The 13,808-nt window shown below is 59.0% G+C and carries 7 protein-coding genes; 4 read left to right on the top strand and 3 right to left on the bottom strand.

Going from position 1 to position 13,808, the window contains the following annotated elements; genetic code table 11:
* The first annotated feature begins 122 nt into the window (after positions 1 to 122).
* Positions 123 to 719 (top strand): TadE/TadG family type IV pilus assembly protein, encoded by a 597-nt coding sequence (locus ACZ47E_RS12995; RefSeq protein WP_004439213.1) that lies wholly within the window; start codon positions 123 to 125, stop codon positions 717 to 719.
* Positions 716 to 1,309, top strand: coding sequence for a TadE/TadG family type IV pilus assembly protein (locus tag ACZ47E_RS12990; RefSeq protein ID WP_107339878.1), 594 nt, complete (start codon positions 716 to 718; stop codon positions 1,307 to 1,309). The genes ACZ47E_RS12995 and ACZ47E_RS12990 overlap by 4 nt, the downstream gene beginning before the upstream one ends.
* A 36-nt stretch (positions 1,310 to 1,345) precedes the next feature.
* On the opposite strand, the gene ACZ47E_RS12985 is transcribed toward ACZ47E_RS12990, so the two are convergent.
* The 3 genes from ACZ47E_RS12985 to ACZ47E_RS12975 form a co-directional block, all read right to left on the bottom strand.
* On the bottom strand, positions 1,346 to 3,115 hold the full coding sequence (locus tag ACZ47E_RS12985; RefSeq protein WP_135856011.1) for a diflavin oxidoreductase: 1,770 nt from the start codon (positions 3,113 to 3,115) through the stop codon (positions 1,346 to 1,348).
* Positions 3,112 to 8,616 (bottom strand): glutamate synthase-related protein, encoded by a 5,505-nt coding sequence (locus ACZ47E_RS12980; protein ID WP_464016875.1) that lies wholly within the window; start codon positions 8,614 to 8,616, stop codon positions 3,112 to 3,114. Before ACZ47E_RS12980 ends, ACZ47E_RS12985 begins: the two co-directional genes overlap by 4 nt.
* 404 nt (positions 8,617 to 9,020) lie before the next feature.
* Entirely contained in the window at positions 9,021 to 10,349 is a 1,329-nt protein-coding gene (locus ACZ47E_RS12975) for an MFS transporter (protein ID WP_107339875.1), read from the bottom strand.
* A 306-nt stretch (positions 10,350 to 10,655) separates the two neighbouring features.
* Here ACZ47E_RS12975 and cyoA point away from each other — a divergent pair, with 306 nt between their 5' ends.
* Together cyoA and cyoB are read left to right on the top strand one after the other, a co-directional pair.
* A complete protein-coding gene (gene cyoA, locus ACZ47E_RS12970) occupies positions 10,656 to 11,729 on the top strand; it encodes a ubiquinol oxidase subunit II (protein WP_034496355.1) in 1,074 nt (357 codons plus the stop codon).
* A 72-nt stretch (positions 11,730 to 11,801) separates the two neighbouring features.
* Positions 11,802 to 13,805, top strand: a complete 2,004-nt coding sequence (gene cyoB, locus ACZ47E_RS12965) for a cytochrome o ubiquinol oxidase subunit I (RefSeq protein WP_004439200.1) — start codon at positions 11,802 to 11,804, stop codon at positions 13,803 to 13,805.
* Positions 13,806 to 13,808: the final 3 nt, after the last annotated feature.

The following is a 13,808-nucleotide window of genomic DNA, read 5'->3' as shown; positions in this document are numbered from 1 at the left end:
ATTTTCATAAATTACTAAAGTATAAATCACCGAGGTAACTGATTTTAAACATCGGTTGATTATGGTCCGCAACAATTCAACGGTTGCGCTTGCCGCATATGCTTAGAGATCGACACTGCCTCATGCGACTGGCCAAACTGAAGCCATTGCTGGAAAAATTCGGAGTTTCGCGCGACGGGACCGCAGCCATCGAATTCGCGATCCTCGCCATCCCTTATTTCCTGGTTGTTTTCGCAATCATCGAAACCTTCATCGCCATGATCGCGGAGCAGGTGGTCGTCAATGCCACCGAAAGCATGGCCCGGCGGCTGAGGACGGGGCAGATCAGCAGTTCGATTTCGAAAGAAGATTTCCGAAAGAACTTCTGCAACGAAGTCTCGGTGATAATCACCTGCTCGGCGGATGAGATCAAAACGGAACAGAAGCTCTATATCGATCTTCGCTCCTTCACCACCTTCAAGGATATCCCCACCGCCATACCTTTGAAGGCCTTCGGAGAATATTACGATCTTGATACGGCGCAATTCGGCTTCAAGCCGGGTGGGCCGGAAACGATCAACATGCTGCGTGTCTATTATCGCTGGCGGGTGACGGCCGATATCATTCGCCCCTATCTTACAAAAATTCGCCCGGCCGATGGATCGATGCCTTCTCACTTCCTGATCGTCGCGACCGACGCTTTCATGAATGAAAAATACACGACAAGCGGGGGCTCCTGATGGCAGGTCTGATTGCCGCCGTGACGCACGGCAGGCTGCGTTTCATTGCGCTTGCTTCACGCTTCGCAAGAGATCGCCGCGGTGTTGGCGCGGTGGAATTCGCGATCATTTTCCCGATATTGCTCGCACTTTATGTGACGTCCTTCGAACTCACCATCGGCTACAATACCTACAAGCGGGCAAGCAGCGCCGCCGCGACTATCAACGACCTGATTTCGAAAACGGGTTCTGTAGACAAGACCTATCTTGCAGGCATGGGGGATGTAGCATCCGCAGTCTTCGCGCCCTATAGCACGAAGGGTCTCCGGCTGAAGATCAGCGGTATCAAGATCGATGCTCAGAAACAGGCGAAAATCACCTGGTCCTGGGATGAGAAGAACCAGCGGCCCTATGCGGTCGGCTCTGCGGTGGTGGTGCCGACCCGCCTGCTGATTGCTGACAGCTTCCTCATCCATGTCGAACTTTCTGTCCCGCATGAACTGTTGATGTTCATGACCGACATCTCCTCCTCTGGCGTCAAGTCGATCACCATCGGCCGCGATTATTTCTTCAAGCAGCGCGATGCGGAGACAGTCTGCAGCAATTGCTGAATGCACCGTTGCATCCGGATCCCCTCGCGCTGACGACTAGTAGACATCGCGAAGATAGCGCTTTTCGCGCTTCAGCTGGCTGACATATTCGCTTGCTGCTTCCGCAGAGAGGCCGGCCTCGTCAATGATGATCCGGTGCAGGGCATCGTCTACGTCCTTCGCCATGCGGGTCGCGTCACCGCAGACGTAAAAATAGCCCCCCTCTTCGAGCCACTGATAAAGCGCCTTGCCATTCTGCCGCATGCGCGTCTGCACGTAGATCTTTTCCGCCTGATCGCGCGAAAAGGCGAGATCGAGACGCGTCAGCACGCCCGCACGGCTCATTTCACCCAGCTCACTCTCGTAAATGAAATCCGACTGCCGGTGCTGGTCACCAAAAAACAGCCAGTTCCGGCCGGTGGCGCCCCGCGCCAGCCGTTCCTGCAGGAAGGCCCGGAACGGCGCTATTCCCGTGCCCGGACCCACCATGATAACCGGCGCATCGTCGTTCTGCGGCACACGGAACGCCTTGTTGGGCGAAACGAAAACCCCGGCAGTCGCCCCTGCCTCCACCCGATCTGCCAGATAGGTGGAGCACACGCCGCCGCGCTCGCGGTCGTGAGCGCGATAACGCACGCTGGCGATCGTCAGATGCACGCTGTTTCCCGCGGCAAGGGGGCTGGAGGAGATGGAGTAAGCCCGATGCTGCAGCGGTTTCAGGAAAGTCACGAATTCAGCAAGATCGAAAAGACGCCTGCCGCCAAGATTGAGCAGGTCGAGAATATCCTTGCTCCAGAGAAAGGCGGCCAGCTGCTCCCTGTCGCCGTTCGCAAGAACATGCGCCAGTTCGTCATGACCCGCGCGCTTGCCGATTTCGGCGACCAGTTCACGCGAGGGCGTCGAGATTTCGAACATGCGGAGAAATGCGTCTCCCACCGAACGATCCAGCCCGGCCACTTCGCTATCGGCTTCCGCCTCGAAATGGTCGAGCAACGCACCAGCCAGTTTCGGGCAGTTGACGGGAACGACACCAAGGGCATCACCCGCCTCATAGCTGAGGCCGCTTTCCCCGAGATCGAATTCGTAATGCCTGATTTCCTTCGATGAAGCCGGACCGGAAAGACGGTGATTGACGCTTAGCCGCGCCAGATAGGGATTCTTCCGGTTCCATTCCTGTGTCACCCGCCTGGGGAGTTGGGCCGGACGAGGCATCACGACAGTCGCCGCCTGGTCGCCATCGAGCGCAAGTGCAATGGGCAGGGTCTCATCGATCCAGGCGGCGGCAGCGTCCTCGAAGTCGATATCGCAATCAATCCGCGTTTTCATACGTTTGCCGCCGAGCTGCTCAAAGCGCGTATCGATGAGTTTGCCGGCCTGGCAAAATCCGTCATACCCCGTATCACCCAGCGCCAGCACGGCGAAATTCATCGCCTCCAGTCGTGGCGCACCATCAGCGGCAAGCGCTTCCCAGAATAGCTGCGCATTATCGGGCATTTCACCCTCGCCATAGGTCGAGGTCACGACAATGACCCGTTTCATCGAACCGAGGCGCTCCATGGACACGTCGTCAAGCGCCATCACCGCCGGCTGCATACCCTGCGTGCGGGCGGCGGCGGCGATATCCATCGCCAGCGCCTCGGCATTGCCGGTCTGTGTGCCGAAGAGGATGTTCAGCACGCTCGCCGCCGTCTCGGGAGCGGCAGCGGCGACAGATGCCTCCAGGCCAATGGCCGCGCGGGAGTGGAGCCCGGCTAAAAAACCCGCAAGCCAGGCGCGCTGGTCGCCGTTAAAGGGCGCATCTTCGGGAATGTAGGGTATCTTCATCATGCTGCCCTGTTCTGGCTGGATGCGGCGGTTAGGTCAGGAATGGCGCGGGCCGCGAAAAGCTCTTCGAAGCCCGGCAGACGACCGATCTTCTCGATGTTTTTGCGGCTCTGATGAATGATCCAGCCATAGGTGCCTGGACTGTCCACCGACCAGATGTTGCGGCGCGCCAGTGCCTGCTTGTAGTCATCAAGTCGCTTGGCGGCGATCATCACCGCAAGCTGTCCGTCGCTATGGTCGGAAAGAGCCTCGCGCGCATATTTCAGCAGACGCTGCATCAGGGCATAATCTTCCGTGAGAATGAGATTGCGCACCGCTTTTTCGATGGCGGCGTCGGAAGGACCCGATGCCATCGGCAATCGCTGCAAGGCGATGGCCTGCGCCATGCTCAACACAGTGTAATTGTTGATCAGTGCGTACATGTCTTCCGTATCCGTTTCGCCATAGGCCGGCACGGTGCCGTTCAATACGGACTTGCGATCTCGATAGGCCAGCTTGAACTTCCGCAGCTGATGGGCAGCAAGTGCGGAAGCCAGTTCCTCCAGCAATTCCTTGCGCGGCTTGGCCTTGAGAATTTCGTCACTGTCCTGATAAAGCAGCAGCGCGCGTGGCATGCCGTAAACGAAATTGTGCTGTTCGCTCTCCCAGTTTTCCAGCAGCCATGCGGCCTTCGCTGAGCCAGTCTCCACCGCGTGCCAGTTCAGAAGCTGGTGAACGGCGTGACGATGGATCGCCGCCTGCTCGTCCTCGCCCGTGATGGAGCCAAGCAGGATCGAATCGTGGCTGACTTTCTTCGGCAGGTCGCCATAGGGGTCGTATTGATAGACGAAACCGCCACTCATGCCGTTGCCGAAGCCCTTGCCAAAACTACCGAGGTTAAGCACCGCACCGTTGGTCATGTATTCGCAGGCAAAATCCCCCACGCCCTCCACAACGGCGGTCGCGCCGGAGTTGCGCACCGCAAAACGATCGCCTGCCTGCCCTTCCACAAAGGTGCGGCCGCCGGTTGCGCCGAACAGTGCGAAATTACCGACCAGCACATTCCCGCCCGCCTCCTGCGAACCGCCGCCGGGAGAACGCACGACGATGGTGCCACCGCAGGCGCTTTTGCCGACGCCGTCATTGCAGGTACCGGTATGGACCATGATCATGCCGTCGTTGCAGAAAGCGCCGAAGGACTGTCCAGCCGAACCTGATGTATCGATGCGCACGGAACCCGCTTCCAGAAATCGACGGCCACGGCTGTCCCGCCTGACGGCCGGCAGCGCATCCGCCTCTTCGTCGGAAAGCTCATGGTTCAGCATACGTTCGATATCGACGGCGAGCTGGCCGCCGACGCTCTTGTTGCAATTGTTAAGGAAACGGTTGCCGCCAAGCTCGATGCTTTCGCGCCCGCCGTCGACCAGTGCCGAGCGCACGAGTTCGATGAAGGCATCGTCCAGCGCGAAGTCCTTTTCCATATAGACCGGGCTGTCGATCTTCACTTCCTCGACCACGGTTAGCATTGCCCGGAGGTCAAGCTGGCCAACGCTTGCGGGATGATCGAGTAGGTGAAGAAGATCTGAGCGGCCCCGCGCTTCCCGCAGCGAACGCAGCCCGAGTGCGGCCAGGATCTCGCGCGTTTCATGGGCGATGTTCATGAGATATTGCGCCAGCGCCCGCGGATCGCCGTTAAACGCCTCCTGATTGGTGGTGAGGCCGGCCGGGCATTTGATGTTGCAGTTCTTCGCCATGACGCATTTCAGCATCATCAGCGCCGTGGTGCCGAATTCGAAACTATCCCCGCCGAGAAGAGCCGATTTCACGACATCGCTCGCCGTCTGGTGCGCGCCGGAGCAGCGCAACAGCACCTTGGCGCGCAGGCCGGTGGCGCAAAGCGCCTGATGCACCTCGGCAACGCCAATTTCTGCGGCGCGCCCAGTATATTTGAGGCTGGTAACGGCCGCCGCCCCCGTGCCGCCGGTATTGCCGGCGACGTTGATGACATCCGCTCCCGCCTTGGCGACACCGACCGCGATCGTGCCGATGCCTTCTGACGAGACCAGCTTGACGATGACCCGCACGCGCGCTGCCTTGGCGTCGTGGACGAGTTGGGCCAGATCCTCGATGGAATAGGTATCATGATGCGGCGGCGGCGAGACAAGCTCGACGCCCGGCGTACCGCCACGCGCGGCGGCGATTTCCACCGTGACCTTTGGAGACGGCAATTGTCCGCCTTCGCCGGGCTTTGCGCCCTGGCCGATCTTGATCTCGATCTCTTCCAGCATCGGATCGGCAAGATAGCCGGCCCAGACACCGAAGCGGCCCGATGCGAACTGCTTGATGCGCGAGGCGCGAATGGTGCCGTATCGCGATATATGCTCGCCGCCCTCACCGGAATTTGACATGCCGCCAACCATGTTGGTGCCATGCGCCACAGCCTCATGAGCGGCCGCGACAAGCGCGCCATGGCTCATTGCACCAGAGGCGAGGGTCATGGTGATCTCGCTGGCTTTTTGCACGGCATTGAGCGAAATGCTCGCCGGCGCGGTGCGAACAAGCGAGAGGTAATCGGAAGCCTCGCCCCTCGCCTGAACCAGAAGAGCGCCCCCTTCAAGCCAATGTCCAACTATGTCCTCGCCGAAGCGATCGATCAGCGATTGGCCAAGTGCTGCGAGCCTGGCAAGCTCATGGCCGTCCGGGCCGGTCAATTGCAGCCGGAAGGCGCCTTCCTCTGCGCCTTCGCAGAGCAAGCCCCGTACCATGAAGCTGTTATTGCCCTTGCGGGAAAACCGACCCATTTCACGGCGAAACTCTTCCGCCGAACCGGCGAACGTCACATCCGCCGGCAATTCCAGGACATCGCGCAGGGCGGCGGGGCGACGCGCTCTTTCTTCCGCCATCATACTGGCAAATGCGCGGTAGCCGGGCGTTACCTCGAAGGCATCGATCGCCTCCGGGGTCAACCGGTCAAAACTGGTGTGATAATAGGCCGCGTCGCCGAGACCGAAGGCATCTTCCAAGCGGTTGAGCGGCAGGAGACGTAACGCCTCTTCGTTTTCGGTTCCCTTGTCGAAGCCGATCTTTTCCTCCGTCATATCCACGAAACCGCGGACGGCCGTCGTGCCATAGGAATGGCCGGCCCCTTCGGCACGCTCCTTGAAAAGACCGAGCAGCGGAATGTCGCTTTCTCCCTTTACAGACAGCGCCTTGCGGTGCCAGTCCGCCACGGCCTGGGCGATGACGGCGAAGCTCACGCCGCCGACCGGCGTTTTCACATTCGGGAAATAACGCTTCAGCACGTCATCTTCCGTATCGAGGAAGTTCGGCTCGAAGAACTCGCCCCCGATATAGCTTTCCGCCGTACACAGGCCCACCTTGCCCATGGTCTTCATCAGCGATTTTTCCGCCGCCTTGGCGAAGCGCTTGAAGGCCTTGTCGGCTTCGCTGCCGAATTTCTCCTCGGCGCGGAACTGCACGGCGAGCGGATAGACCGCCGAAGCGCCAAAGCCGAGACCGGCTGCAATGTGATGGGAGGAGGAGAATTGTCCGCTTTCGACGATCAGCGACACACGCAGCCTGAGGCCTTCCTCGATCAGTCGCTGATTGATGGCGGAAACGACCATGATCATCGGCAAAGCGGCACGACGTGCGGAAACATGCCGGTCAGTGATCACGGCAATGCCACCTTCGCCAGCGGCAAAAGCGGCGACCGCGGCGCACAGTCCGTCTATCGCCTCTCTCAATGCCGCTTCATTGGCCTCCCCTTGATCGAAGACGGGCGCATAGAGCATTTCGAAACGGCACACCGGCGTCTCGGTTTGCTCGCGGATGCGCAGCATGTCCAGGTGGCTAAGGATTGGCGAGCGCACGACGATCTGGCGTGCCTTCTTAGCGCCGCTGTTCGGCTTGGCACCCAGGGCCACCCGTAGCGTCATGCCATCAGCTTCGCGAATACTGTCTAGCGGCGGATTGGTGACCTGCGCGAAACGCTGCGAAAAATACTTGGCGACCCCACCTTCCTGATTGGAAAGCGCGTTGATGGCATTGCCGTATCCCATCGCCGAAATTTTTTCGGAACCGGAAGCCAGCATCGGGTCCATCAGGAATTTAAAACTTTCCTGATTGTGCGAATAGGCGACGTAACGCTGGTGACGTTCGAGATCACCATTATAACGCAGCGGTGAGCCCTGCTTTTCCGCTGGCACTTCCGGCAGATCCTCCAGCATGACACGGGCTTCGCGCAGCAGGGATGAATAGTCGCGGCGCGCGGCAAGAAGCTCCAGCGCCTCGACGGTGGAAAAGGCGCGGCGCGCGGCGTGGTCGTAATAAAGCATGCCGCCCGCCTCGATGCGGCCGCGCCGGATAACGCTCTCCGCCGGAAAGGCGATCTGCCCGGCCTCCGACATGACACAGAGATATTCGTCCGTCTCGACGGTGCGCAGCGGGCGCAGGCCAAGCCGATCGAGCCGCGCGCCAACGATAGTGCCGTCGCCGAAGATCAGCGCGGCCGGACCGTCATTTTTCTCCTCATAGAGAGAGAAATATTCCAGCATCGCCTTCACGCCCGGCGACAGGGTGTCGTCGTTTTCCCAGGCTGGTGGCATCATCGAGACCACAGCGGTAACGAGGTCAAGACCGTCCTCCATAACCCGCGCCTGCAAGGTCTGGTCCAGACGGCAGCTATCCGACTGGCCTTTCGGCCTGATGATGCTGGCATTCTTCGCCAGGGCGACTGCCGCTTCCGACAGGCGGTTCTTCTTGTCGGTGTTGAGTTCGCCATTATGCGCCATCAGGCGGAAAGGCTGCGCCATGGATGGGTGCGGATCGGTATTGGTGGAGAACCGCGTGTGGAAATACATCGTATGCACTTCATGGCGCGGATCCGTCAGGTCGCAGAAATAGGGCATCACCTCATGGGAGTTCAGACGGCCCTTCAAGACCTGCGTGCGGGCGCTGAGCGAGAGCGGATAAAAGCCGGCGAGGTCAGGCACGCTATACGCAAGCGCCTCGATGGCAATCAGTGCCTTGTGGATACGCCAGTCGAATTCCGCCAGAGTTGCGCATTCGGCCGGAGCAGAGAAAACCCATTGGCGGATCGGCAACTGGTAAGGGATGGCGGCAGCACGGATGGCCGCGTCATTTACCGGTACATCACGGACGGTGAGGACCGAAAATCCCTGCTCCTGCAGCGCGCTGCCGATAATGCCAACCGCCTCATCATGGAACGCGGAGTTCTGCGGCAGGAAAAAATTGCCGACGCCGAAACGGCCGGCCTGCAAACCGTGTTCGCCAGTCAATTTCCGAAAGAAGGAGAGCGACAAATCCAGCGACACCCCGGCACCATCGCCGACACCTTCTGCCGACATGCCACCGCGATGCGGGACGGCGCAGAGCGCCTCGTGGCCGCGCTTCAACACATCGTGAGTCTGCACGCCGTCCTTGCGGGTGATGAAACCAACGCCACAGCTGCTTTTTTCAAAAGCGGCATCGTAAAGGCCGAATTTTTGCTCCGTCACGCTCAAGGCTGTCTCCTCTCATTGCGCAATTCGCGCGGCATCGCCTTTTTCCCGAATCCGGCGCGTCAGCCGGCGCTCTGCGGGCGGAGCCGCAGGCGACCTGGCTGCTCCTCTTCTTCTGCTTATCGGCGTTTGATGGCGCGAACGGTCGTTTTGCGGCCGTCAAACGGCTGGGCGGCAATCGCCGCATTTTCGCAAATAATGATCGTGTTCGTTCGCATCGCGTTCCCTGATGGTCGATTTTCAAGCGCAAACATACGCCGAATTACGTCAGTATTGCTTACGTAATATTTCATGATTAGGAAAGTCAAGATTAAAATCGATCCGGCGCAATAAAAAAACAAAACCGCCGCGAAATCCGACAGGATTCCGCGGCGTGACTGCTTCAGGAGTTTTTTAAATTGCCCAGATCAGTCAGACGGCATTTCGAGCGTGCGGCTAAACCAGAGGGCAATAAGCGTACACAGGGCGCCCGACATGAGGTAGATGCCGACCGCGAAAAGGCCGAATTTGGACGAAAATCCGAGCGCCACGAGCGGCGCGAAGCCGGCACCGATCAGCCAGGAAATGTCCGAGGTCAAAGATGCGCCGGTGTAGCGGTACTCGCGGCTGAAGCGGGAGGCGAGCGCGCCACCCGCCTGACCGAAGGACAGGCCCAGCAGCGAGAAGCCGATCAGCACGAAAAGATAACGGCCGATATCACCGGAACTGAGGAGAACGGGGGCCACAAGGCTGAAGAGACCAATCAGGACCGCCGCGATGGCGAGAAGTTTCCGCCGCCCTATGCGATCCGCCAGAATACCAGAAACGACAATCATGCCGCCGGCAATGATGGCGCTGACGAACTGCACGAAGAGGAAGTCCGACACGCGCTGGCTGGTGTTGAGAGAAACCCAGCTCAGCGGGAAGACGGTGACGAGATGGAAGAGCGCAAAGCTCGCCAGCGGCACGAAAGCGCCGGTGACAACCACCGGGAACTGCGACCGCAGCATTCTGAACATGGGACGCGGCTCCAGTTCATGCTGTTCCAGCATGGCCTGGAATTCCGGCGTCACGATCATGCGAAGGCGGGCAAAGAGCGCAAGCACATTCAGCGCCAGCGCCACGAAGAAGGGGAAACGCCAACCCCAGGCCAAAAACTCTGCACTGGAAAGCTGCGTGACGAAAACGATGAAGAAGGCGCTGGCGAGTCCAAAACCCATGGCCGCCCCGATTTGCGGCATCATGGCGTACCAGCCGCGCTGCCTCGGCGGAGCGTTCATGGCGAGCAGCGAGACAAGGCCATCCCAGGCGCCGCCGAGGCCAAGGCCCTGGCCGATACGGAAAACCGCCAGCAGGCAGGGAGCCAGCATGCCAGCCTCGGCATAGGATGGAAGGAAGCTGATCGCCATGGTGGAACCGCAGAGCGTGAAGAGCGCGGCCATCAGCTTGACGGCGCGGCCGAACCTGCGGTCGATCTGGAGGAAGATCAGAGAACCGATCGGCCTTGCGATAAAAGCGAGAGAGAAGACAGCGAAGGAATAAAGCGTGGCCGTCAGCGGATCCACATAAGAGAAGAAGACATGCGGAAAAACGAGCGCGGAGGCGATGGCGTAAATGAAAAAATCAAAAAACTCCGTCATTCTCGCAAGAATGACTGCAATCGTAATGCGATCCGGATCGACCTTTACGGGGCCGGCACCGTGTCCGTTCGCCTCTGGCGCCTGCCCAAAAGATGGAGCAGCATTCGTATAACTCATAATATTCCTCCTGCGTCATGGACGAACCATTTCCTGTAACGCGCAGGCTCCTCTTCCGTTGCGTTACGATGCGACGGATTGTCACACGCACCCTACGTAACGTCAATTGAAGTTTGAGAAGAAAGGCTTGCCCCACGGGCTTCCTATGCGATAATGCACGCGCTCCGCCTGTAAACGCAGCTTTGACCGCCACATGGTGCATCGCAAAGATTTCGCTGCACCGCGACAATATACCTCATTTGAAAAATGATGTTCGGCAATTATTCGCGGCATAATCCAAACTGTACGAGTTCAAAGAACGTGCGCATGATCAAAAAACTCCCATCCGCCCTCCTGGCAATTCCGGCAATGCTGCTGCTCAGCGGCTGTAACCTTGTTGTCATGAATCCCTCGGGCGACGTCGCCATCCAGCAGCGCGATCTTATCATCACGTCCACGGTCTTGATGCTGCTGATCATCGTTCCCGTCATTGCCCTGACGCTGTTCTTCGCGTGGAAGTACCGCGAGTCGGCCAAGGCCGAGGATTACGATCCCGAGTGGCACCATTCCACGCGCCTTGAGATGGTGATCTGGTCGGCACCTGTCGCGATCATTCTGATGCTCGGTACCGTGACTTGGATTTCCACCCACCGACTCGACCCTTATCGGCCGCTGGAGCGCATCGACGAGAACCGTCAGGTCACCGCCGATATCAAGCCGATCACCGTCGAAGTTGTGGCCATGGACTGGAAGTGGCTGTTCTTCTACCCTGAACTCGGCATTGGCAGCGTCAATGAATTCGCCGCTCCGGTCGATGTTCCGATCAATTTCAAGATCACCGGCACGACGGCGATGAACTCCTTCTTCGTTCCAGCACTGGCCGGCCAGATTTATGCCATGGGCGGGATGCAGACCAAGCTGCATGCCGTGATCAACAAGGAAGGCGTCTATGACGGCTTCTCGGCCAACTTCTCCGGCCCCGGCTTCTCGCATATGCGCTTCAAATTCCACGGCCTCAGCCAGCAGGGCTTCGACCAGTGGGTGGCCAAGGCAAAGGAAGGCGGCAAGGGCTTCGGGCGCCAGGAATATCTCGAATTCGCCAAGCCTTCGGAGCGCGAGCCGGTGCAATATTTCGCTTCGGTCGATCCGGAACTCTACAGCGCGATCCTCAACCGTTGTGTGGAGCCCAACAAACTCTGCATGCGTGACATGATGCATATCGACGCCAATGGCGGCGGCGGCAAGGAAGGCATCGACATCGCCAAGGCGCTTAACTCCGTCGTCTGCACCCCGCTTGCGCCTTATGGCGTCGCCAGCGGTCCACAATCCACTCCGGCTGCTATCGAAGGCCAGACTTTCGAACCTGCGGCGCTGCCGGAAACCAAACAAGTCGCTGGCTGACGATACGTCCCGGCATTCTGCGGCGCGGCCTGTCCGCGCCGAATTTACGTCTTTGAATCGCAAGAGGCTAAAATGGTCGTCAACTCCGATCAAACGTCGTTCCTATTCGGACGGCTAACCTGGGAGTCAATCCCGCTTCACGAGCCCATTCTTGTCGCCACCTTCGCGGCCGTGGCTCTGGGCGGCATCGCCGTCGTCGGCGCCATCACCTATTTCAGGCTGTGGGGCTACCTCTGGAATGAATGGTTCACGAGCATCGATCACAAGAAGATCGGTATCATGTACATCATTCTGGCGCTTATCATGCTTCTGCGCGGTTTTGCCGACGCCATCATGATGCGCGTGCAGCAGGCCATCGCCTCCGGCGGATCGGAGGGATATCTTCCGCCGCATCACTACGACCAGATATTCACCGCCCACGGCGTCATCATGATCTTCTTCATGGCCATGCCGATGATCACCGGTCTCATGAACTTCGTCGTGCCGCTGCAGATCGGCGCCCGCGACGTTTCATTCCCGTTCCTCAACAATTTCTCCTTCTGGATGACCACGGCTGGCGCCGTCATCACCATGATCTCGCTGTTCATCGGTGAATATGCGCAGACGGGCTGGCTTGCCTATCCGCCGCTTTCCGGCATCGACGGAAGCCCGGGAGTGGGGGTCGACTATTATATATGGGGTTTGCAGATCGCGGGTGTCGGAACGACGCTGTCAGGCATCAACCTGATCGTGACCATCATCAAGATGCGCGCGCCGGGCATGACAATGATGCGTATGCCGATCTTCGTCTGGACGTCGCTGTGTTCGAACATCCTGATCGTGGCATCCTTCCCGATCCTGACCGCAACGCTCGCGCTTCTGACCCTTGACCGCTACGCTGGTACGAATTTCTTCACCAACGACCTCGGCGGCAATCCGATGATGTATGTCAACCTCATCTGGATCTGGGGCCATCCGGAAGTTTATATTCTGGTACTGCCGGCTTTCGGTATCTTCTCCGAAATCGTCGCCACCTTTTCGGGCAAGCGCCTCTTCGGTTACGCGTCGATGGTCTACGCCACTGCCGTCATCACCATCCTGTCCTATATCGTCTGGCTGCACCACTTCTTCACCATGGGTTCGGGCGCAAACGTCAATGCCTTCTTCGGCATCACGACGATGATCATCTCGATTCCGACGGGTGCGAAGATCTTCAACTGGCTCTTCACCATGTATAAGGGCCGCATCAAGTTCGACGTGCCGATGCTGTGGACGATCGGCTTTATGATCACCTTCGTCATCGGCGGCATGACCGGCGTCCTTCTCGCCGTACCGCCAGCGGACTTCGTGCTGCATAACTCGCTGTTCCTGATCGCCCACTTCCACAACACGATCATCGGCGGCGTGGTGTTCGGCGTTCTCGCCGGCATCGTCTACTGGTTCCCGAAGGCCTTCGGCTATCGTCTCGATCCGTTCTGGGGCAAGCTGTCCTTCTGGTTCTGGTTCACCGGCTTCTATTTTGCCTTCATGCCGCTCTATATTCTCGGCCTGATGGGCATTACCCGCCGCCTCAGCCAGTTCGAAGACAACTCTCTTCAGATCTGGTTCCTGATTGCCGCCTTCGGCGCCTTCCTGATCGCGCTCGGCATCGCCTCCTTCGTCATCCAGCTCATCGTCAGCTTCCTGAAGCGCGACAAGCTGCGTGACGTCACCGGCGACCCCTATAATGGCCGCACGCTGGAATGGTCGACGTCTTCTCCGCCGCCGCAGTATAATTTCGCCTTCACGCCCGTCATTCACGATGTTGACGCCTGGACGGACATGAAGAAGCGCGGTTACAGCCGCCCGCTGGAAGGCTTCATCCCAATCCACATGCCGAAGAATACCGGCTCGGGCGTCATCATCAGCGCCATCAGCGTGGTGCTGGGCTTTGCCCTGGTGTGGCACATCTGGTGGCTGGCAGTTCTGTCATTCATCGGCATCGTCGCGGTCTCGATCGCCCATACCTTCAACTACAATCGCGAATACTACATTCCAGCCTCCGACGTCTCCACGGTTGAGGCGGAGCGTACCAAGCTGCTCGCGAAACAGGCGTAACGA

It is taken from the genome of Agrobacterium sp. 5Ca39 (assembly GCF_055382365.1).
Note: the sequence above shows the minus strand (reverse complement) of the source record. Positions and strands in the feature narration are given on the sequence as shown.

Excerpts from the sequence above, each read along its gene's own strand:
- ACZ47E_RS12995 (WP_004439213.1), top strand. The coding sequence starts at position 123 with ATGCGACTGGCCAAACTGAAGCCATTGCTGGAAAAATTCGGAGTTTCG.
- ACZ47E_RS12985 (WP_135856011.1), bottom strand. The coding sequence starts at position 3,115 with ATGATGAAGATACCCTACATTCCCGAAGATGCGCCCTTTAACGGCGAC.
- ACZ47E_RS12975 (WP_107339875.1), bottom strand. The coding sequence starts at position 10,349 with ATGAGTTATACGAATGCTGCTCCATCTTTTGGGCAGGCGCCAGAGGCG.
- cyoA (WP_034496355.1), top strand. The coding sequence starts at position 10,656 with ATGATCAAAAAACTCCCATCCGCCCTCCTGGCAATTCCGGCAATGCTG.
- cyoB (WP_004439200.1), top strand. The coding sequence starts at position 11,802 with ATGGTCGTCAACTCCGATCAAACGTCGTTCCTATTCGGACGGCTAACC.